We start from the raw sequence: 22,822 nt of genomic DNA, 5'->3' as shown, positions 1-22,822 counted from the left end.
CAAAAGCCATCATGGCTAGGGACACCCTCTTTGCATTTACACATCGACTAACTTCGACTCTCTACAGCGGGTACTGAATTTTCCTGACTAATCTTTTTGCGAAATTGATTAGGCGCAATATTCTTATATTGCTTAAACTGCTGAATGAAATAACTAGAATTGGAGAATCCAACCTCCAAAGCAATCTCCGTCATATTAGTGTCTGTCGTTAGCAGTAATTTCTCAGCTTCTGTAATCCGTATGTAGTTCAAGTAATTCGTAAATGTCTTACCCATAATCGCTTTGAACTTTCGTGAGAAATAACTATAACTCAAGTTACACATACTCGCAGCAGTCTGCGCATTGATGTCCTCCATGTAATGGTCATCAATGTATTCAAATACCTTTTGTAGCATTCTGAAATCCATTTCTTTCAGTGAATGAGCCACATCCCAATTCGGCTGTGTATCCTGTGATTTCCGCAGGAACCACAAAAATACTCTACATATTAACGTCCTAACCGCTAGTTCGAACCCATACTGCGCACTAGAAAACTCTTCGTAAATCTCTGTAACGAGTGCAGGAATGGGCGTATCTCTAATCTCTTCTTCTGTAAAAACCCTTTGATTCGTTGATTTGGCCATCGTGAAAGGTAACACATATTTGGATTCAAATATCGTTCTCGAAGTTGAGTATAGGATCTCCGGATCAAACTTAATGACGACATAAGCGACCTCTTCTACGTCCATCGAATAAATCGAATGCGTCTCGTGAGAGTGAATTAGGATAAGATCTCCTTTACTTAGAATATGGCATTCACCGCCAAGGAACACCTTTGCTTGTCCAGATAAGAAATATAGGATTTCAATATATACATGCCAGTGCGCAGTTGCAACCCATCGACTTCCTATGCTTGTATGAATCATACATTCATAAGGATATTGGATAGATCCCGAAGGTGAATGATTAGATTCAAAGTAAGCTTCCGTCATGACAACACTCTCCAGTATGACAAATATTTGATATTTTATGATAGCTTCATTGTATTACTTCTACTCTGAATTTGGTAACTTTATTTGTATCAAGAAAGGAAGTGAACCTCATGGGGAATATCGCATTACAACTTTATTCAATTAAAGAATTAACGGCTGTAGACTTTCTTGGCACACTTAGCAAGGTAGCACAACTCGGTTACGACGGTGTGGAGTTCGCTGGATATTTCGGCACTTCAGCTAAAGATTTAAGAAAAGCATTAGATTCACTAGAGCTACAGGCCGCTGGAAGTCACATTGGCATATCAGAACTTGAACATAATCTCGATCATACGATTGAATATTCTCTTGAGATTCAGAGCCCATATATCATTTGTCCAGGTCTTCCTGAAGAGATGCGTGACAGTGCTGATAGTTACAAAAGGACGGCGGAACGATTGAATTGTATCGGCGAACGCTGTAAAGAGCATGGGATAAAGTTCGGTTACCATAATCATGATATTGAATTCCAGAAATTCGAAGGTGAATATGGGCTCGATCTACTGATGAAACATACAGAATCCGATCATTTGTTTATGGAGTTAGATACATTCTGGGTAGAACATGCGGGTCTTCGTTCTATTGACTTCATCCAACAATACAAGGAACGTTGTAAGATCCTGCACATGAAAGATATGAAGAGTTTCGATGAGAAAGAGAATATAGAAGTTGGTTCAGGAATTATAGATTTTCATAGCATTACTAACATAGCTAAGCAATACAATATTGAATGGTATACCGTAGAACAAGAAGAGTTCGATCTTCCGCAACTGAAGAGTATTGAGCTGAGCTTACAATATTTAATAGGCATTCTATAACTAAACATAAGGAGAATCTTATATGACACAACATGCTGAAAAAATCGTAAAAGTAGGAATCATTGGCTCTGGGGGAATCGCTAATGGTAAGCATATTCCTAATTTAATAGCCCAACCAAACGTGGAGATTGTTGCCCTATGTGATATCATCGAAGATCGTGCAGTAGAGACGGCTAAGAAATTCAACCTTGAAAGCGCACACATATATACGGATTACAAAGAACTGTTGAAAGATACAAGTATTGAAGTTATCCATGTCTGCACGCCAAACAAATCACATTCTTTCATTACCATCGATGCATTAGAATCAGGCAAACATGTATTATGTGAGAAACCTATGGCTAAGACCGCTGCCGAAGCTAGATTAATGCTTGAAGCGGCTAAGCGTACAGGTAAAAAGTTGTCTATCGGTTACGATAATCGTTATCGTCCAGACTCACTTCTACTTAAAAAGGTCTGTGAACGAGGTGAATTAGGAGAAATTTATTTCGCTAAGGCACATGCCATTCGCAGACGCGCTGTTCCCACATGGGGCGTATTCCTAAATGAAGACGAACAAGGCGGTGGACCGTTGATCGATATTGGAACCCATGCGCTGGATCTGACTTTATGGTTAATGGATAATTACAAAGTGAAGAGTGTTAAAGGTAATGTGTATCACAAGCTTGGCAGCAAGAAGGATTCAGCTAATGCCTTTGGACCTTGGGACCCTGCACTATTTACAGTAGAAGATTCTGCTTTCGGATTTATTACGATGGACAATGGCGCAACGGTTACACTTGAAGCTAGTTGGGCACTAAATACGTTAGATGTGGGTGAAGCGCAGGCTACGTTATGTGGTACAGAGGGCGGAGCAGACATGAAAGACGGGCTGCGAATCAACGGTGAAGAACTCGGTCACCTATTTACCAAAAAGCCAGAATTAAATGGTGGTGGCGTTGCTTATTTCGAAGGCAAATCCGAAAGCCAAGCAGGCAGAGAATGTCGATTATGGATTGAAAGCATCATTAATGACACTGAGCCAATGGTTAAACCAGAGCAAGCACTCGTCGTTACTGAAATACTTGAAGCCATTTACGAATCAGCACGGACTGGAACAACAGTATATTTTGATTAATCTTATAAGAGGTGAACTAAGCATATGATACGAATCGGAAAAATTAGTTATTGGCATGTTCATGCATGGGATTACACCAAACAAGCACAAGAACATCCTGAGGCAGAAATCGTTGCGGTCTGGGACGAAGATCCTATCCGCGGGAAAACCGCAGCCGAGCAGCAAGGGGTACCTTTCTTTGATTCATTGGATGAGATGCTGAAGTGTGATGAGATTGATGCTGTCATTGTAGATGCTCCTACATCCATGCACCATGAGGTGATGATTAAAGCGGCTGAGGCGGGTAAACATATTTTCACAGAAAAAGTCATTGCCCCTACACTACATGAAGTCAATGAGATTCTAACGTCGATTAACCAGGCACAAGTGAAATTAACAGTCTCCCTCCCCAGATTAAATGACGGATATACTCTTGCGATTCAAGATGTATTGAAACAAGGACTGCTTGGAGAGGTGACGAATGTTCGTGTTCGTCTATCTCATAATGGAGCCACTGCAGACTGGTTGCCGGAGCATTTCTACCAGTTAGAAGAATGTCACGGTGGAGCGCTAATTGATCTTGGATGTCACCCTATGTATTTGACACGTTTGTTCTTAGGACAGGAACCGGTTGAGGTCAATGCACAATTTGGTTATATCACTGGCAAAGAGGTTGAAGATAATGCTGTTGCGTTATTATCAACTCCTTCTGGTGCAGTAGGCGTAGTAGAGGCTGGATTTGTGAATAACTTCTCTCCATTTACGATAGAAGTTCATGGCACAGATGGAACTCTACTATATGGAACACCTGATAACAAGCTACTCATTCGAACTTCCCAAAGAGAAGAATATAAGCAAGATTGGGTGGAAATACCTGTACCCAACAATCACATTAGTGCATTCGAACAATGGATTACACATATTCAGCAGGATACATTGGCAGATGAGAACATTACATGTGCCATTGCGTTAACGAAGCTCATGGAAGCATCCAATATGTCAGCTCGTGAGCATCGTGCCATTCGTTTAGATGAATTGAAATCCTAATTCCCGTTGATACACAGAACTAGATTAGTCGCATGCCCAGCAACACTGGGCGTGCGATTTTTATTTACTTCATGGTGTTTAAGAACAATTTAATGGAACAGACCTTAAATCACTAACCTTCTCGTATACTAAAATCATCCGTATTGAGGAGGTCTACCTTATATGTTGATGTTCATTCAAAGAACTATAGGCAAGGCATTGGTTACGCTGCTCCTAACCTTATCACTCATTATGCTGACAACCCCTATTTCCGTTCTAGCCTCGACGACAATAACGCTTAGTCCATCTGACGATTCCTATGTACAACAGAGCAACCCAACATCTAACTATGGAACGACCACATCTTTAATTATCAAGAATGACCCTACAGCCTCACGCTCTGCCTTTCTTAAATTCAATCTGACAGGGACTGCCGGGATTACTAGCGCTAAATTGAGGGTTTATGGAAGTGCTTCCTTTAACACCACTCTTTCGGCTTATCCCACATCAGATAACTGGACACAATCATCGATAACCTGGAATAACAAACCTGCTACCGGCATTTCAGTTGGAAGCGTATCTATGAGTAACACAAGCACTTACTATGAAATCGATGTCACTTCTTATGTAACAGCAGAATCTACAGGAGATGTTATTGCTTCTTTCATGCTACAAGAAAGTGCTGGTAAATATACAACGTTTAACAGTAATGAGAATACTACGAATAAACCTCAACTTATCGTTATCAGTAGTGGTGTAGACACCGGAGGAGATACTCAGGCGCCAACTACACCTACAAATCTAACCGGATCGGTTGCATCAACCAGTCAAATTGATCTGAGTTGGAACGGCTCTTTCGACAACGTTGGCGTGACGAGTTATGAGGTATACCGCAATGGGTCTATCGTCACAAGCGTAGCTGGCACCTCTACGAGTGATACAGGTTTAGCCGCTTCCACCACATACAGCTACTACATTACAGCAAAAGACGCCGCAGGGAATACTTCCGCACAAGGGAATACGATCACACTTGTAACGAAAGCACAGATTATACAACCACCGATAGGCTGCACTCAAGCTCTGAATACGACAATCGGCATTCAAAATGCATTGAAAACAGCCACCCCGGGATCCATCATTTCGATTGCTCCGGGTACGTATACAGGGGATCGATCAACAAGCGGGGACCCCGGTGGGCAAGGTCTCTTTTACTCTAATAGCAGTGGTACATCAACGAACCCCATTATTCTTAGTAACTGTGATCTGACTCAACCAGTTATCCTTAAAGGCATCAATGTTAATGATGGATCGTATGGTATCCATCTCACCGGTGACCATTGGCAAATTAGTCATATCGAAATTACTAACGCGCAAAAGGGCATTGTTATCGACAACGGAAATAATAATATTTTAAATAACGTTAATGTTCATTATATCGGTGATGAAGGTGTTCATTTCCGTGATGGTAGTTCCTATAATACACTAGAATACTCAACGATCTATGACACAGGGAAATATCAAGTAGGATACGGTGAAGGAGCTTATGTAGGATCTGATTCCAGTTCGAATTATGAACATATCGTTACTGGGAATGTCATTAGCCATACGCTATTTGATGGTGGAATCACGGCTGAACACATTGATGTAAAAGAAGGCGCTAGTGGAACTATCATTGAATACTGTACTTTTAACGGGACGGGGATTAGTGGCCAGAATAGTGCGGATAGCTTCGTGGATGTAAAAGGAGTAAATACGATCATTCGGTACAATCAAGGCTACCGGAACGGCAATGTGAATATTGTCGATGCATTTCAGGTTCGAACACATGGTACTACTTATGTAACAGGTACGAATAACGCCTTTCATCACAACACGGTGAACCTAGATAACTCAGCAGGTTACGTTGTATTTGCAACAAGCGCCACTATTGGAACGACGGCACAGAACGATAGTCGTACCGGTGGAGGAAATTTATACAGTAACAATGTAAATTAACTGACAACCTTAGCGATTGTTGTTAAATATACGGTATGATACCTGAGTCGGAGACCCTACTTCAAGGAATCTTCCGACTCGTATGTGTCAGGATCGATTCATCCCTTCATTCGCTTGACGGAATTTCAGGGGTGCGTGACCAACAATGCTTTTGAACCTTCTTCCAAAATGGGTTGAGCTCTCAAATCCGACACGTTCAGCGATTTCCGTAACAGATAATTTAGACTCCTTCAACAAGTAACAAGCACGTTTGACTCGAACGTTATTAACATACTCAATAAAGGTAAACCCTGTCGATTCTTTAAAGCTTCGACTTAAATGGGAAGTACTCAAGTAAAAGCGGTTAGAGATATCCTCTAAAGTAAGGCGTTGATCAAAATGATGGTTAATGTAATGGACCACTCGTGAAATTTGTTGATGAACCTTATCTGTTGAGAGTTGTGCATGTTGACCGCTGCTTCTCTTACGTTGTATGAAAATCAATAGTTCTATTAAAATAATTTTGAGATACAGGTTTGTTTCGGGCAACTTGGTCGCTTGTTCGACAATCATTTTATCAAATATTGCCTCAACAAACCCCTGTTCTGAACCTCTTAAGCGGACCACACTCGAACCGTATCGAAAAGAGATCAACGGATCGAAGTCAGATTCTCCCGCTAACAATTCGCATATGTACTCTTCCTGGAACAATAAGGTCACTCTTTCGAAAATCGCACCGTTTGGATTGAGCAACTTATGCGCATCGCTCATTCTAATAAGTAGCAGTGATCCGCTTACGATTTGATACGATTGATTCTCGATATAATAGTACAGCTCTCCCGAAATTAAATAGAGGATTTCATAAGCATCATGATAATGTAACACAGGAATACTTGTGCTCGATTTACTCTCTCTACTGATATAGAAAGGGTCAGATTGATAGAAGTGGATCGTAAGCACCTCCCGGAATCTCGGCTATCTGTTCGTATTCTCATTGTAACTGAAGCCAATGGAAATGGTAGTCTCTAATAAAAATTTAATCACTTAAATCTATAGCAACCGTCCCCTCCCCCGCTAAAATAATAGCAATATAAGTAGAAAACAGTGAAAACCCGAAAGGATAATTCGAGAATAAAAGCGAGTCCATGCGCTATATTTAGCATTGAGGGGATCCACAACAGGATCTTATCTTCACGGAGGAAGGGGGATTTCTCTTATCAATAAATAGATTCGGGTAACGCCACTCTAAAAGTTTAAGCGCTTTAACTATTGTGAAAGGGGATACAACAAACATGCGACTAAAGAAGAAAATTAGAACACATTTGAACCGCGCCGCCTTCCTCTTTATGGTCTTCTTGCTGATTCCATGGTCATTACCAAGCGCTACATATGCCAGTGGAACGAAAGCAGATCTAGCGGATTTCTCCACAGGAGTAACCGTACTGTCAGAGTGGAAGTTCGAGGACAAGGGTGAATATGATATCCACCTTGCTACAGGAGGTCAATACCAATCGTCCTCTATCCTTCAGAACATTGGTGGTAGATTCGAATACTACGATAAAGATGAACAAGATATCAGTTATCAAGGTTGGGACGAAGGACAAGATAAGAAATATTGGTTGGCGACCGTTTCAACGGCCACCTACGAGAATATTACTTTATCTTCTGAACAGAATTCATCTGGTTCTGGCCCCAACGACTTCAAAATACAGGTTAGCACGGATCGTTCCACATGGACGGACGTACCGAACGGTACCATTCAGATGAATACCTCATCTAGCTACAAGTGCACGGATGATTCCTGTAAACTTAACAAACTTCCGCTTCCGGATGCAGATGATAAGGAATTATTGTACATTCGATGGCTCGTTAACTCGAATAGAGCAACCAACTCCAAAGACAATCCAGACGGTATTGGCGGAGGAGGATCTAGCAGAATTCGGAACATTTCTGTGGAGGGCGTACCGATCCCAGGAAAAGTCCCTTTTCAGTCTACTATTGATCTGATGCATCTCCCTAGGAATGGGGCGAAGAAGGTATCCTCAAACGCACCCTTTGAAGTCAAATTCAATAAAGAAATCTCCTTAGTAACGGACAATGCCATTACTGTCGTAGATGCCCAGAATCAGAAGGTTCCTGGTCTACACTTTAATGTGAAGGACAACTATCTATGGATCGAACATGATGCATTAACTTACGGTTCAACCTACACTGTTTCAATACCCAAAGCAGCTATTCAAGGTGTAGATCTTAGCCCACTCGTTCGGGATATCACATGGAGCTTCACAGCGCAGGATTCACCAAATATGCCAAAACTCATTAATATGGCCTTTAATGGTGACCCAAAAACAAGCATTGCATTAGCATGGTATACAGATATCATGACCGATACGAAAGTGCAAGTCGCTGAAGCCTCCCAGATTCAAGATGGAATATTTCCAAAAGAGGCAACCCAATATGTTGGCACAGCAAATGAAATTTCTACTTATATGACCCAGAATGACAGATCCTCCGGGGACAAGACAACATTCTTTAGTCATAAAGTGATTGCTGATCATTTAAAACCTGGAACGCAATACAAATTCCGTGTAGGCGATGGCACGCAATGGAGTTCTATCGGATCTTTCATGACAGATACATCTACTTCGCAACCGTATCGATTTATTGTCGGATCCGATTCACAGGCTTCGAGCGAATCAGAATTCGAGCCGTGGGCGGACACGTTCAAGAAAGCAAACAATTACATCGGTGATCCTAAATTCCTTATCAGTGCCGGCGATTTAGTCGATAACGGTGATCTCGAAGAGCAATGGCAGTGGATGCTCGGTCTGGCGCAGGAACCTTTGCTGAACGTTCCGTATGTTCCAGTGCTTGGTGGACATGAGATCTCTGATTGGGACGGTGATGAGACAACACCGAATAATAACTTTTACAATCACTTCAACTTACCTCATAAAGTTGTAGATGCTACGCACGACGGCTCCGTGTATTCATTCGAGTACGGCGACGGACTGTATATGGTATTCAACTCACAATTTGACGGAAAGGTTAGTGAGGATGGCAGCAAGGTTGATTGGGATGACGACAAGAAAGAACAATTTTGGAATCAAGTGACCTGGATGCAAAATACAGTTGCAAAGAGCGATAAGAAGTGGAAATTCGTCATGTTTCACAAATCCCCTTATGCAGCTGGCGATAATTCGGCTCAATGGGAAGACGAACGCGTTCAATTTTACAAAAAAAATCTGATTCCCGTATTTGATGAACTCGGAATCGATATGGTGTTTGAGGCCCACGACCACATGTATATGAGGTCTTTCCAAATGTATGGCGACAAAGTTATCGATCCATCGGATTTGAAGAAAGACGATGATGGCAACGTCATCAATCCCAAAGGAACGGTTTACCTTATGTCGAATGCATTCGGAAATAAGTTCTATTATAAGAATAACCAGTATCAAATTGGAGAAGACGGCGAACCAGAGGAAATTCTAGATGACGCTGGCAATCCAATTCCTTACGACGACTACTTCGCGGCAATCGACGAACAACCTGAGAAGAAGATGTTTACCGATGTGTCCCTCTCGGATCAGGTGCTACAATTTGATGCGATGACGGCAGCGGTTGAAGATGAAGGCAAGTCAGGCTATGACGAGAATGGCCTGAAAGTATACGATCATTACGGCATTAAACGAACAGACACCAAACCTGACCCCGTGGTTGAGGCTAAGGTTGAACTACAAGGCAATAAAGCTATTCTCACTTGGAAGACACCTTCATCTAGTAAGGAACCTGTAAGGGGTTTCCGAATTTATGAGAAGGATGATAAAGTCAGTAAACACTGGAGTGTTTACCAACAAGTTAAAGAGAATACAAAGCAATACAGCTTAACCATCGAGAATCTCAATCCAGCAATTCAATACAATTTGATCATCAAGTCCGTTGGTACTAGAGACAATTCCGACAAGGTAGAAGTCAGCACCCTAGAAGGTCCATCGGTGACTGAACCTCCTACAACTCCTACTCAGTTGCGTGGAAAGGCAATATCCCCTTTCCAAATTGACCTAACATGGACAGCTTCTTCCGGCAACAAGCCAACGGGTTATCATGTGTACCGCAATGGTGCTCTCGTTGGTAAGACCCCACAAACCTCCTATTCCGATATCGGATTAGATCCGAATACGGAATATCTGTATACGGTGAAGGCCGTGAATGAGAGCGGATTGGAATCACTTGCTACAAGTGAGATCCGTCTGAAGACGAAGCCTTCTACCACAGGAACGGCTACGATCAGACCTTTCCCTCAGCATACGAGCTTAGCCACTGGCTCGATTAAACCAAATCATCAGCCACAAACACAAATCGATGCAACCGTGGCCCGTTTATTTGATGATTGGAAAAAGAAATATCTGAAATCTAATCCGCATCTTAAGCCATCGGACCCCGCTCAATACTATGTATGGTATGCCGATGGCGATTGGTTCGAGAAGGAACATGACGATATTCTCGATGTCGATTATGATGCGATTACCGTCTCTGAAGCGCATGGCTACGGCATGTTAATTACTGCTTATTTGGCAGGCCATGATCCAGAAGCCAAGTCATATTTTGATGGATTGTACCGGTACTTTAGAGCACACCCGAGTAGCATCAACCCAGACTTAATGGCTTGGAGGCAGGGTGACACAGGCCAAGACATCATTGATGTCCAAGGTGTTGACTCCGCAACAGATGGAGATATGGATATTGCATACGCTCTACTGCTTGCAGATAGCCAGTGGGGAAGCAGTGGAGCAATCAATTATTTAGCTGAAGCTAAAAAAGTGATTAATGCCATTATGGAAAGTGATGTCAATCATTCCGAGTGGACTTTAAAACTAGCGGATTGGGTAGATGACAGCGATCCTAAGTACGGAACCGCGACACGACCATCTGACTTTATGCTTCAACACTTGAGAGATTTCCGTAATGTAACAGGCGATCGCAATTGGGACCTCGTGATCGACAAGACGTATTCGATCACTCAGGAACTCTACACAAACTTCAGTCCTAATGCTGGACTTCTTCCTGACTTTGTGGAGAAGAAGGATGGGAAATATGTTCCCGCAGAGCCAGAATTCCTAGAGTCAGAAACGGATGGCGATTACAGCTACAATTCTTCCCGTACGCCTTGGCGCATCGGTACAGATTACCTAGTGAGCGGAGATGCCCGGGCGAAGGGGCAATTGAACAAGCTCACCGATTGGGTACGCAAGCAAACAAACGACGATCCGAGCAAGATCTTAGCCGGATACAAGTTGGATGGTTCAGAGCCATTAGAGGAGTATAGTGATAACTCATTCTCCGCGCCAATGATGGTTGCTGCGATGCTAGATCCCAAGAATCAAGATTGGCTTAACCGTTTGTGGGATCATAATGCCAAACTTTCTACGGACGAAGACGTTTATTTCGGTAACACGCTTCGATTGTTAAGCATGATGGTGGTATCAGGTAACTGGTGGTCTCCTACCATAGTAGACACTGAGGCGCCGATGGAACCTACCATTGAGAAAGCCCTAGCCGTATCCAACACAGCTATAGAACTTAAGTGGACTCCTTCTTCTGATAATAAGGGGGTTGTAGGCTACAACGTTTATCGTGATGATGCCCTAATCGCAACGACAGACAAAACAGAGTTCAGGGATAGCGGATTGATGCCAAATACGAAATATCGTTATTTTGTCGTCGCTTATGATGCAGCCGGTAACCTGTCTAAGATCAGTAATATAAGAGTTGTTACAACGCAGGATTCAACCGGTGGTGGTTCGGATACAGTTAACTCAAGTAACGGAAGCTCCGGATCTTCAGGTAATAGCACGAATCCAGTCCCTGTTCCCTTGCCTGATACGAACCAACCGGATAAGACCCCTTCATTTAGCGATGTAGATACACGCTTTGATTGGGCGAAGACTGCTATTGAGTATCTTGCAGCCAAAGGGATTATCAAAGGCACTTCGAATCACAGATTTGAACCGGGCCACAATATCACAAGAGCTGATTTCGTTCTACTCCTAGTGAGAGTGTTCGGGTTTGAAGGTGGTGCACCTTCTAACTTTAAGGATGTTTCATCCGAATCTTATTATCATGACGCGTTGAGTATTGCTAAGAAGATTGGGCTCGCCATTGGAACTGGAGGAGACCGTTTTGAACCCAAAGCGTTCATCTCTAGACAAGAAATGATGGTGCTGTTAACCAGAGCATTACAACTTGATAATCTGAAAATCGACAGTGCATCTGATCTCAGTCGGTTTACAGATGCAGCGAAGCTTGCAGACTATGCCAAGGAAAGTGCTGCACTATTAGTCAAAGAAGGAATCATTCAAGGCGATCGTAACACCCTCCGTCCTGAACAGACACTAACGAGAGCGGAAGCGGCAGTTCTTATCTACCGTGTCATTCTCAAATATTTGTCATAGATACCTCCATCCCTAAGTATCTATAGGTTAAAGAAATAACCCGGACCAAGTCCGGGTTATTTCTTGTCAGCAAATCAATTTCAATTATCTCTTACATTAGTCATTTACTTTATTATATGGTTAATTTACCCTTTCCAACTGATTTATCGCTTATAATGTTACTGTGATCGATCTACCTATTGTACCGCTTATTACAATATCAGAAAGGAAGTGATTTAATCATGGATAGCACCAATGGGTGGTTATCAATATTCCCTATTTTTATGTTACTCATTTATGTAGGGCTTATTGGACTCGGAATTTATTGTTCAATTTTGTTTATCAAGCTAGCTCGTCGGGGTATTAAAGCCCTGGAGATCTACATTGATGAGAAGACACATAAGAACTTATAACTAACGGTGGACAATTACTTATAGTTAGATAAAGAATTTAATGAAGAATTATTAGAATAAACTCCATATCCTAAATATAGTAGTTATTGTAGAATCATTAAGAAAGCTAATACGCCTGAAGCACAGGCCATATACAAGGTGTGTACATGAAAAAAATTATCCTATTATCCATTGCTCTGATCGTACTGCTGGGAATCACCTCTTCTGCTTATGCACACTCAGGAAGAACCGATAAGAATGGCGGGCATAATTGCTCCGCAAAATCTAAGCAAAAAGGACTTTGTACAGGTTATCACTATCACAATAAGAAGAAAAAATAAAACATTAACCCAGCTTAAGATACTTCCTAGGCTGGGTTTCTCATTATTTATGATTCACAGCATAAGCGAGGCGATTTAAATGACGATCTCAAATATAGAATCCACCACAAGTGGGAGATCTCCTCTTAATGACACAGCACCCATGACTGAGCGTGCATGAAGTCCCTTCTCACCAAATACTTCCTGCATCAGATCAGAGAAGCCATTCAGAACGAGATGATGCTCCTCAAATTCGGCACATGCATTTATTAGTCCTTGAACTTTAATGACCCGACTCACCCGATCTAAACTACCTAACGCCTGATTGAGAACTGCGAGCACCTCTATTCCAGCTTGTCTTCCGAACTCATACCCCTCTTCCGTTGAATAATCACTACCCAATTTCCCTTTAGGATGGCCCGACGGACCCTTGCCCGATATATAAATCAGACCATTTACGATGCTATAGTTCATATAATTAGCTGCGGGTTCGCTCCCTTTCGGAAGTACAATCCCTAATGCTTCTAATCTTGCATCAACGACTCCTGTCAACAGTCTCCACCCCTATGGTTAAAGCGTCGCACTACTCTTCAATAGCAACTTCGTGATTAACACGATCTGACCCGTATGATAACCCAGATGTTCTGCTATATATACCAAATGGCTCTGGATGGATCTAACCACATATCGCTCCGAGTCTTCAGTATCTATCCCCTTCATGCGCTTCCAATCCTCACGGTTGAAATACATTTTCACTTGTCTTTGTAAATCTTCATCCGTAATGCCAAGCAGTACCTGAATAGACTCTCTACGAACCGACTGAAGTTGTACAAGTAATTGCTCTTTCGTATATCCACCAAGCTGATCGAACTCTTGCGATCTTTCTCTGATAAACGGTTTATTACCCACCCCACTAACAAAGTGCTGATATTCACTCCCAGCCAAATGAACACATAGATTCGCAACGCTATTCATGTCCGGTGCTAATCTCAACCAGACCTCTTCTTCCGATAAACGCTGCACACAATGTACGACTTTCTCAAGTTGCGCATTCATCTGCTCAATCACAATATGAACGATCTTAGACATAGAATTCCTTCTTTCTAACAAGAAAGTTGATGCACTTCTTATGCCTAGTCTATAATAGATTTGACCTCCTAAAAAGTAGCAGTTATCCAAATATAATAGAGGTCAGATTGAGGCTGTCATGTTCGATATTATGCTACCGCAAGATGGACAAGGTCCGTTATATATGCAGTTATATAGATATATTCGAGCACTTATTCAAAACAACGAAATCACAGATGGTACGAAGTTACCCTCTATCCGTTCTCTTCGTCAACAGTCTTCTCTTAGCAAAACAACCATTGAATCCGCCTATCACCTACTGCTAGAAGAAGGTTACGTTCTCAGCAAACCCCGCTCAGGTCTCTATGTCGTCAATCCGCATTCCATTCAGGCCATAGACCTTAGAGATCGTAACAGCACCACGCTAGTACACTGCCCACCGATAGCTAATACACCCGCTCCATCATCAACAAGTAGCATAATCGATTTCGATCTATTGGCGGTAGATGGCCATTCTTTCCCGCTATCCACTTGGAGATCTGTCTTGACTGATGCGCTTTCCCTAAGTGATTGCACTATTCATCAATATGGCGACCCTAAGGGCGAATACGATTTACGCGTCCAACTCACCCACTATTTAAAAAATTCTCGAGGCGTATCGTGCTCTCCTGATCAAATTGTAATCGGATCAGGTATCTCCTATAGTGTTCATATTCTCACGCAACTCTTATCTTTGCCTATGAATGTTACCTTCGAACAAGATGGCATTGCTCAGGTTGGAGATCTCTTTACTCAGCATGGTTGGAATATCGTGCCCGTCCCACTTCATGATCATCAACTCTCGATTGCCCAATTAGAAGATCAGAATATCCAGGCTGTCTATGTTACACCCTCCCAGCGTCCAACAGGTCATCCATTGCCCTACAATACCCGAGTGGAGTTGCTTCAATTTGCCTATCACCATCACGCGTACATTATTGAAGACGATTACGATGGTGAATTCCGCTATACGGGCAGAACAATCCCTTCACTTCAAGGGCTTGATCACAAGGGCGTCGTGATTTACATGGGTACATTCTCCAAAGCATTTACACCTGCGTTACGTATGAACTATATGGTTCTCCCTCTCCCTTTATTGGAGAAGTTGCAAACGATGGAACACATCCTCTCCAGCCCATCGCGTATTGACCAATTAGCCATGAGCCTATTCATTGAACGTGGTCATTGGTATCGTCATATCCGACGGATTCGTCATGTCTATCGTAAGAAACATGCCTCTCTAACACAGTTACTCGCAATACACTTCTTAGATGATGTCCACGTCCAAGGCGATCACGCTGGACTTCACATTGAATTAACCGTCAACACGGCCTACAGTGCAACACAGTTAATAGAACTAGCTATATCCGAAGGCGTTCGGGTATACGGTTCACAGTATGCGGGATTAGATTCAAGTAACTCACTCCCTAGAATCTATATGGGTTTCGGAGGGATTAATGTATGCGATATGGAACGAGGTATTCAACGATTGAAAAAGGCATGGACACACGTATTCACGACAGACATAGGATCAAATTAATAGAATGAAAAAGAGTACGCCTATGGCGTACTCTAGCTTCACTTATTTCTGGTTTACCCTTTAGGCAAATGGACTTTCCAGAAGAACGATTTCTCCTGTTACTGGATTTAGCTGCACTAATCCACCTAAGGGGATGATTAATTTGGGATCTGTATGTCCGAAGTCTACACCGATAACAATCGGAATCTTACTAGCTCCGAATTCGTCCCTGATGACGCTTAATAGCATTTGATTCAGCTCTTGCTTCTCTTCATTCGAGTAATCTTGGGCTCTACCAAACATTACCCCCTTAATCTGCTGGAATATGCCCTGCATACCGTAATTGCGAAGCATATATCCTACTTGTCCCGGCGTAGGCTTCTCTTCTGACGTTTCGAAGAATAGTATTTTATCATTCCAGAAAGATTCGCTCGGCCAATACACTGTTGACTTCATGAACTCTAGCACTTCAATACAGCCGCCCCATGCATAACCCACTTCTATTGTATCTCCTTGAATAAAGGTCCATCCCGCTTCATTATGATGAAATTCTCTACATTGTCCCAACGTATCCGAATTACCCCAATCTTGATAACCATTTGTCCATCTCTCGAAAGGTCTATATGTATATGGATAATGATCTTCTAACAAAATCGACTTCAAATGTTGTGTAGTAGCATCAGGTAAGTGTTGTAACTGCGCAAGCCCTGCCATTACAGAGGGTCCGTAAAAGGTCACCATTCCCAACACATTGAAATATGTCAAAAAGGTCGTCGCATCCGAAAAACCCATGATGAATTTAGGGTTATTCTTAATGATCTCAGTATCTAGGTACGGTAAAATTCTAACCGATTCGTAACCACCAATGGATGTAATGATTCCATCGATCTGATCATTCTTGAAACATTCATTGATGTCCTCTGCTCGTTGCTTCGGATTCCTATATAACTCATCGGGAGACATTCTCGCTGTAGGCATTTCAATAATTTCAAATCCCAACATATCTTGGAGATTCTGTAATCCTAGCTCATAGATACCCGGAAATACATAGGGTACGCCACTGGATGGGGATATGATTGCAATCTTCGATCCCACCCTTAGTCTTGTGGGTTTCTTCATCATAATCATGACCTCCGGTTAAACAAAATACTTGCCTAACACCTTCTTCTCTATAACGCATTAAGATACCTTCTTAACATCTACTCTTTCACACATACCCAATTTCTCCGGCTAGTAGATATAGGTTTGAACATATAAATTCATATCTTTAGACTATGTTATTGACATCACTTCTTTAGAGGTATACATTTGTATACATAAAGAAACGTATACAAATGTATACGAATGATACGAAAATAAGGAGTGTTGAATATGCGACGCCGTATAACTGCACGTGATGGATTATCCGAGAGGGAACAAGGATCTCCAACTCATGGATTAAGCAAACGAAGAGAAGTCAGTAGCCTAGATCGAGCCGCCACAGAAAGAAGTTCGAACTCTGGCGAACGTGGAAGACTTCATGGTCGGCATCATAGTGACCGCGATCACCGCAAAGATTCCGGTGAACTTATAGATCGAAAGCGCAAGAAATTGGATCATATGAATACAGAGGACTCCTCAGCACAACGTTCCACTCATCGAGATGACAAGAATATGCATGGCGCGAAGACCTTTCGCCGCGGTCGCATCCTAATTTTCCTCAAGCAATTACAAGTAAAACGTTCAACCTTAATGCAACAACTAGAACAGCCTGAATTCAAGTCGATCGAACAAGTTATTAGTGGAGAATTAAAAGCAGTGGATGATATCATTCAACAGTTCACTCATTTATTTGAAATACAGGAGAATGAATCCGATAATCCTACGAATCCGTGAGGTAGCCCTTTATGTGGAAGTTAAAATCGTATTTAAAACCATACTGGATATCAAGTATATTAGGCCCTCTGTGCATGGTTCTTGAGGTATGGATGGATTTATTACAACCCATCATGATGGCAAGTATCATTAATGACGGCATTATGACGGGCGACCTAGCTCATATCCAGAAGACTGGGCTCATGATGCTTGGTGTAGCACTCATTGGTGCAGTCGGAGGTGTGGGTTGTACCGTCTTCTCAAGTATTGCCTCTCAGAACTTCGGACGGGACTTGCGCAATGACCTATTTGAGAAAGTTCAGACTTTCTCCTTCCGCAATCTAGATCAAATAAAGACCGGTTCGCTCATTACCCGACTAACCAATGATGTCATGCAAATACAATCATTTGTACAGATGATTATGCGCGGATTTATTCGTTCCCCACTCCTGTTTGTCGGAAGCTTTATCATGGCGATATCGATTAGTCCGAAATTAACGCTCGTTCTAGCGATAGCCACTCCGTTGTTATTTATCTTATTAGTCGTTCTTATTCGTAAGTCCTTCCCGCTGTTCTCCAAAGTCCAGTCTAAACTGGATGCCGTGAATAACGTGCTTCAGGAGAATTTATCTGGAATTCGAGTTGTAAAAGCATTCGTCAGGGCCAACTATGAACGCAAACGGTTTGGTAAAGCAAATGAGGAATATACGCATACTGCTATTAAAGCTGCACGATTGATCGCTATAAATATGCCGATCATGACGCTTATTCTAAATACAAGCGTGGTTGCCGTATTGTGGTATGGCGGAGGACTTACCAGAGGTGGTTCCCTATCTACAGGAGAGCTCATCGCCTTCATTAACTATGTCACTCAGTTATTATTCTCTATGCTCATGATTAGCAACATGCTTCCTTTCGTCTCTCGTGCCAAAGTATCCTCAGAGCGCATTAACGAAGTGCTGGATACCCTGTCCGAAATTACAGATCCTTCATACGCACAAAAGAACGGCACCAATGCTATCATTCATTCCGGTCATATCCAGTTTAAGAACGTATCTTTTGCCTATGACACTGCTCAGACAGACTTAGTTCTTCAAGATATATCTTTCCAAGCAGAACCCGGTCAGACACTCGCCATTCTTGGCGCAACAGGTTCGGGCAAGTCAACACTCATCAGTCTCATTCCCCGCTTATATGATACAACGAGCGGCAGTGTGCTGATTGATGGGACCGACGTTAAAGACATTCCCTTGGATGATTTAAGGGGTAAGATTGGGATGGCTCTACAGCAATCCATTCTGTTCACAGGATCAATTCGAGACAACATTCGTTTCGGCAAAAATGATGCCGGACAAGACGAGATTGAAGCTTATGCCAAGGCCGCGGAAGCACATGATTTCATCATGCGTATGCCTGATGGGTATAACACCATTCTTGGTCAAAAAGGCGTCAATCTATCCGGTGGCCAGAAACAACGTATCTCGATAGCCAGAGCACTACTCGTGCGTCCTGCCATATTAATTCTCGACGACAGCACTAGCGCTGTAGACTTAGGAACTGAGTCTCGTATACAGAAAGCGCTTAAAGAGCTGATGAACCATACGACTACCATTATTATTGCCCAACGGATCTCCTCAATCATCGATGCAGATCAGATTATAGTCCTGGGTGACAACGGTACGATTGCAGCTGAAGGAACCCATGAAGAACTCATTCACAGCAGCGCCATCTATCAAGATATCTACCGATCCCAACGGAAGGAGGAACAAGAGCATGTCAGAATCAGCTAAGCAAAGCTCTAATCATTCCTTTAAACCATTGGGACCAACCATGGGTATGGGTGGCGGTAGAGGACCAGGACCTATCCCGAAAGTGCGGCCCAAGAATACAGCCGCTACGATTGCCAAACTATGGACCTATTTGAGACGTCAACGAACGGGACTTATCATCGTCTATATCTCCACTTTTCTAAGCTCAGTCATATCTCTTATCGGTCCATACCTCATCGGGAAAGCAATTGATAAATATATCCTACCTAAAGATTACAACGGTCTGTTATGGCTATGCTTGTTGATGCTAGGTATTTATATTCTAGGAAGTATCGTATCGTGGGTGCAGTCCTATGTGATGAGTGGTGTATCCCAACGGACCGTGCTTGAACTTCGACACGATCTCTTCGAGAAGTATCAATCCCTACCTCTAAAGTTCTTCGATACCCATAGTACGGGGGAACTGATGAGTCGAACGACCAATGATATCGAGAATGTATCCAATTCACTTAATCAGAGTGTCATTCAATTATTAACTAGCCTTATCACCCTATCGGGTTCACTCGTCATTATGTTAAGCCTGAATCTTTCATTAACGCTAGTCAGCTTAATCACGATCCCACTTATTCTATTGGCTACTCGTCAGATTTCCTCGCTGACGCGCAAATATTTCAAAGGTCAACAGAAACATCTTGGAGAACTGAACGGATTCATTGAAGAGACGATTCAAGGGCAAAAGGTAGTTACGCTGTATCGACGTGAAGCAACCGAAATTAAGCGCTTCAAAGCCATTAATGAACAGTTAAATACGATGGGCAAGAAAGCTCAGATTGTTGCTGGACTCGTAGGTCCTGTCATGAACGCTGTAAACAACTTTAACTTTGCACTTATAGCTGCCATTGGGGGTTGGATGGTATTTAAAGATTTAACTACCGTCGGCATCATCGTCAGTTTCCTTAACTATTCCAAACAGTTCGGACGTCCGATTACTGAGCTTGCGAATCAATATAATATGATTCAATCGGCTGTCGCTGGTGCTGAGCGTGTATTTGAGATTATGGAATTAGAATCAGAGTATACAGAAGTCCACGGAAGGGTTGTCTCACATGACATGCGTGGCCAGGTTCAATTTGATAACGTTTCTTTCAGTTACCGACCTGATGCTCCCATTCTCCAGAATGTTTCCTTCGTCGCTAATCCTGGTGAGAAAATCGCGCTTGTCGGACCCACAGGTGCTGGCAAAACAACCATAGTCAATTTGTTAACCCGCTTTTATGATATCCAAGAAGGTCGGATCACTATTGATGGTTTAGACATTCGTCAAATGGATAAGAACAGCCTCCGCACGGAAGTAGGGATGGTTCTGCAGGATGCGTATGTATTCTCTGGTAGCATTCGTGATAACATTCGCTTCGGTCGATTAGATGCTACGGATGAGGAGATTATAGTGGCCGCTAAGCTGGCTAACGCGGATGGTTTCATATCGAGGTTACCTCATGGTTACGATATGATCTTGCAAGCCGAAGGAAGTAATCTGAGTCACGGTCAGCGTCAACTCCTTACGATCGCCAGAGCAATTCTAGCTAATCCTTCTATTCTCATTCTAGATGAGGCTACAAGTAGCGTAGACACGCGGACAGAGATGCATATCCAAGAAGCCATGAAGAACTTGATGAAGGGACGAACAAGCTTCGTGATCGCCCATCGATTAAGCACCATTCAGGATGCCGATAAAATATTAGTCATGAATGGTGGCCAAATCATCGAACAAGGTAATCATGAGCAGCTTCTTGCTGCGGAAGGGTTCTATTACGAACTATATTCAAGTCAGTTTCGGAGAGTGGTGTAACGTTAGTTATTCACTTTTTTCATAGATTCAGCTATTTCTATCAAGGAAGATTTAGATAGACTTGACGTATCTAATTCAATATATGTATCTGATTGTACCCATTTCAGTATTCCGCCAGATGCATTTGTTCCTAGATAAGCTTCATACCGGCCTTCAGATCCATCTACAGAGACTGCTTCTCCTCGGGGTTCTAACGTTACTTTCCGAATAACTTTCTTAGTTGTTTGGGTTCTATTTTTCACATCAAACTCAATATTTTCTTGGGCCATATAGGCGTTATTTCTTTGTTGTCTGACTCCGACTACATAGGATCCCTTGGCGTTGAAATAGTTGATTAGAACCAAATCTGTACATTTCGTCTGACTCACATCTGAAGGAACTTTTATTTCATATTGGATACCCGCTTCCAGATTTGATGGAGCGTAGATTTCAAAGTTAGTGTATTTAGTTAATTGTTCAATTTTAGGTTGTGTATGTTTATTCATGCTAACCCCAGTGGAGATAAGCATGCTGAAACTCAGCAAGACTAATTTAAGCATGAAATATTACCTCTTCCTAAGTTCTAATTTAATATCAATACATTTTTAAAGAAAAGAGTGTTCGTGATTCATGATGAAAGTCATGAATCACGAACACTCTTTTTACTTAGAATACATATCGGCCCACAAACGAGGTCAACTTATTACCATATCCCTCTTTATCTGCGAAATAGGCGTTCCCATGCTGGGCATTAGGTACGGATAATAGTTCCTTCTCACTGCCTGCGGCTTCATATAAACGGTGCACCATATCATAAGGAACGAACTTATCCTCATCACCATGGATGAATAGAATCGGAAGTTTCGCTCGACTCACCTGAGTTACTGCTGAAGCTTCTCCGAAGAAATATCCTGCCTTTATTCTGCATATTAAGCTCGTTAATGGAATCAACGGAAAAGCAGGTAATTTGTACATGGTTTTCAATTGATAGCTCAATATATCTTTAACCGAAGTATAGGCACAGTCAGAAACAATACACTTTACCTGATCAGGCAAAGGTTCGCCACTTGTCATTAATACAGTAGAACCACCCATAGAGATGCCATGAAGAATAATTTGCGAATCTTTTCCTTGGCTTGTAATAATATAATCAATCCATTTCAGGTAGTCCTTTCGATCATGCCAACCAAACCCAATGTAATGTCCTTCGCTCTGACCATGTCCCCTGTCATCTGGCATCAGTACGTGATATCCTAGATCCTGATACATTTTGGCGAAGTTCGACATGTCTCTTCCCTGCCCTGAATATCCGTGTGCAAGAATGACGACTTTATTCGAATCCGTCAGTGAAGGAACATAATAGCCCGCTAACTGCAAACCATCATCAGACCGAATATGAATCGTCTCCATGGGCTGTGTCTGCAACCAATCATTAGCATACTCCCAAGGATGTGATGCTTTCACCAAGTTAGGATCAACATTCATGAAATCCTTATTATTACGTAGAATACCTACGTTGTATAAATAAACACTCGCAGTAACAAGACCTAACAATAGTACGGCAACACCACTAACTATAGCCACCATCACAGTCCACATATGTCCCTCTCCCATTACGACAAATAATTTCTTATTACAATAGCGCTTCGGTAATGTCTCAATTTCAAGTATAAAG

17 protein-coding genes are annotated in these 22,822 nt (G+C 42.3%); 10 read left to right on the top strand and 7 right to left on the bottom strand.

What is annotated here, in order from left to right; all coding sequences use genetic code 11:
* Window positions 1–47: 47 nt before the first annotated feature.
* Complete coding sequence (locus tag PBAT_RS05115) at window positions 48–971, bottom strand: helix-turn-helix domain-containing protein (RefSeq protein WP_068647191.1); 924 nt, start codon at window positions 969–971, stop codon at window positions 48–50.
* Between the two features lie 110 nt (window positions 972–1,081).
* Between PBAT_RS05115 and PBAT_RS05110 the strand changes: the two genes are divergently transcribed.
* From PBAT_RS05110 to PBAT_RS24620, 4 genes are all read left to right on the top strand, one after another.
* Window positions 1,082–1,828, top strand: a complete 747-nt coding sequence (locus PBAT_RS05110) for a sugar phosphate isomerase/epimerase family protein (protein ID WP_068647189.1) — start codon at window positions 1,082–1,084, stop codon at window positions 1,826–1,828.
* Window positions 1,829–1,850: 22 nt separating this feature from the next.
* Window positions 1,851–2,945 carry a Gfo/Idh/MocA family protein gene (locus PBAT_RS05105; protein ID WP_068647188.1) on the top strand — a complete coding sequence of 365 codons (1,095 nt, stop codon included), beginning with the start codon at window positions 1,851–1,853 and terminating at the stop codon, window positions 2,943–2,945.
* Window positions 2,946–2,969: 24 nt separating this feature from the next.
* Window positions 2,970–3,971 (top strand): Gfo/Idh/MocA family protein, encoded by a 1,002-nt coding sequence (locus PBAT_RS05100; RefSeq protein ID WP_068647185.1) that lies wholly within the window; start codon window positions 2,970–2,972, stop codon window positions 3,969–3,971.
* A 162-nt stretch (window positions 3,972–4,133) separates the two neighbouring features.
* Window positions 4,134–5,945: a CBM96 family carbohydrate-binding protein gene (locus PBAT_RS24620; RefSeq protein ID WP_084402836.1), complete on the top strand. Its 1,812-nt coding sequence runs from the start codon at window positions 4,134–4,136 to the stop codon at window positions 5,943–5,945.
* A gap of 87 nt (window positions 5,946–6,032) precedes the next feature.
* Here PBAT_RS24620 and PBAT_RS05090 read toward each other — a convergent pair whose 3' ends face one another.
* The gene (locus tag PBAT_RS05090) at window positions 6,033–6,884 is read right to left on the bottom strand and encodes an AraC family transcriptional regulator (protein ID WP_084402835.1); all 852 of its coding nucleotides are present in this window, start codon (window positions 6,882–6,884) and stop codon (window positions 6,033–6,035) included.
* 332 nt (window positions 6,885–7,216) lie between these two features.
* Here PBAT_RS05090 and PBAT_RS05085 point away from each other — a divergent pair, with 332 nt between their 5' ends.
* Entirely contained in the window at window positions 7,217–12,379 is a 5,163-nt protein-coding gene (locus tag PBAT_RS05085; RefSeq protein WP_068647183.1) for a glycosyl hydrolase family 8, read from the top strand.
* A gap of 538 nt (window positions 12,380–12,917) precedes the next feature.
* Window positions 12,918–13,091, top strand: a complete 174-nt coding sequence (locus PBAT_RS25155; protein WP_149466277.1) for a YHYH domain-containing protein — start codon at window positions 12,918–12,920, stop codon at window positions 13,089–13,091.
* Window positions 13,092–13,166: 75 nt separating this feature from the next.
* On the opposite strand, the gene PBAT_RS05080 is transcribed toward PBAT_RS25155, so the two are convergent.
* Window positions 13,167–13,622 carry a RidA family protein gene (locus PBAT_RS05080; protein ID WP_068647181.1) on the bottom strand — a complete coding sequence of 152 codons (456 nt, stop codon included), beginning with the start codon at window positions 13,620–13,622 and terminating at the stop codon, window positions 13,167–13,169.
* An 18-nt stretch (window positions 13,623–13,640) separates the two neighbouring features.
* Complete coding sequence (locus PBAT_RS05075; protein ID WP_068647179.1) at window positions 13,641–14,159, bottom strand: DinB family protein; 519 nt, start codon at window positions 14,157–14,159, stop codon at window positions 13,641–13,643.
* A gap of 118 nt (window positions 14,160–14,277) precedes the next feature.
* Here PBAT_RS05075 and pdxR point away from each other — a divergent pair, with 118 nt between their 5' ends.
* Window positions 14,278–15,717 carry a MocR-like pyridoxine biosynthesis transcription factor PdxR gene (pdxR, locus tag PBAT_RS05070; RefSeq protein WP_068647177.1) on the top strand — a complete coding sequence of 480 codons (1,440 nt, stop codon included), beginning with the start codon at window positions 14,278–14,280 and terminating at the stop codon, window positions 15,715–15,717.
* A gap of 60 nt (window positions 15,718–15,777) precedes the next feature.
* Here pdxR and PBAT_RS05065 read toward each other — a convergent pair whose 3' ends face one another.
* Window positions 15,778–16,818, bottom strand: a complete 1,041-nt coding sequence (locus PBAT_RS05065) for a S66 family peptidase (protein ID WP_246168343.1) — start codon at window positions 16,816–16,818, stop codon at window positions 15,778–15,780.
* A gap of 249 nt (window positions 16,819–17,067) precedes the next feature.
* Here PBAT_RS05065 and PBAT_RS25895 point away from each other — a divergent pair, with 249 nt between their 5' ends.
* The 3 genes from PBAT_RS25895 to PBAT_RS05050 are packed head-to-tail and all read left to right on the top strand — an operon-like array spanning window position 17,068 to window position 21,168.
* The gene (locus PBAT_RS25895; protein WP_246168342.1) at window positions 17,068–17,571 is read left to right on the top strand and encodes a hypothetical protein; all 504 of its coding nucleotides are present in this window, start codon (window positions 17,068–17,070) and stop codon (window positions 17,569–17,571) included.
* An 11-nt stretch (window positions 17,572–17,582) separates the two neighbouring features.
* On the top strand, window positions 17,583–19,340 hold the full coding sequence (locus PBAT_RS05055; RefSeq protein WP_068647175.1) for an ABC transporter ATP-binding protein: 1,758 nt from the start codon (window positions 17,583–17,585) through the stop codon (window positions 19,338–19,340).
* Window positions 19,324–21,168, top strand: a complete 1,845-nt coding sequence (locus PBAT_RS05050; RefSeq protein ID WP_068647173.1) for an ABC transporter ATP-binding protein — start codon at window positions 19,324–19,326, stop codon at window positions 21,166–21,168. The genes PBAT_RS05055 and PBAT_RS05050 overlap by 17 nt, the downstream gene beginning before the upstream one ends.
* A gap of 2 nt (window positions 21,169–21,170) precedes the next feature.
* Here PBAT_RS05050 and PBAT_RS05045 read toward each other — a convergent pair whose 3' ends face one another.
* Window positions 21,171–21,707: a DUF4367 domain-containing protein gene (locus PBAT_RS05045; RefSeq protein ID WP_068647171.1), complete on the bottom strand. Its 537-nt coding sequence runs from the start codon at window positions 21,705–21,707 to the stop codon at window positions 21,171–21,173.
* A 106-nt stretch (window positions 21,708–21,813) separates the two neighbouring features.
* Window positions 21,814–22,746, bottom strand: a complete 933-nt coding sequence (locus tag PBAT_RS05040) for an alpha/beta hydrolase (protein WP_149466276.1) — start codon at window positions 22,744–22,746, stop codon at window positions 21,814–21,816.
* Window positions 22,747–22,822: the final 76 nt, after the last annotated feature.

The sequence above is a fragment of the Paenibacillus antarcticus genome (assembly GCF_001637225.1).
In the GTDB taxonomy this organism is placed as follows: domain Bacteria; phylum Bacillota; class Bacilli; order Paenibacillales; family Paenibacillaceae; genus Paenibacillus_AQ; species Paenibacillus_AQ antarcticus.
The sequence above is the reverse complement of the archived record's forward strand: the minus strand, read 5'-3'. Positions and strand labels throughout refer to the sequence as shown.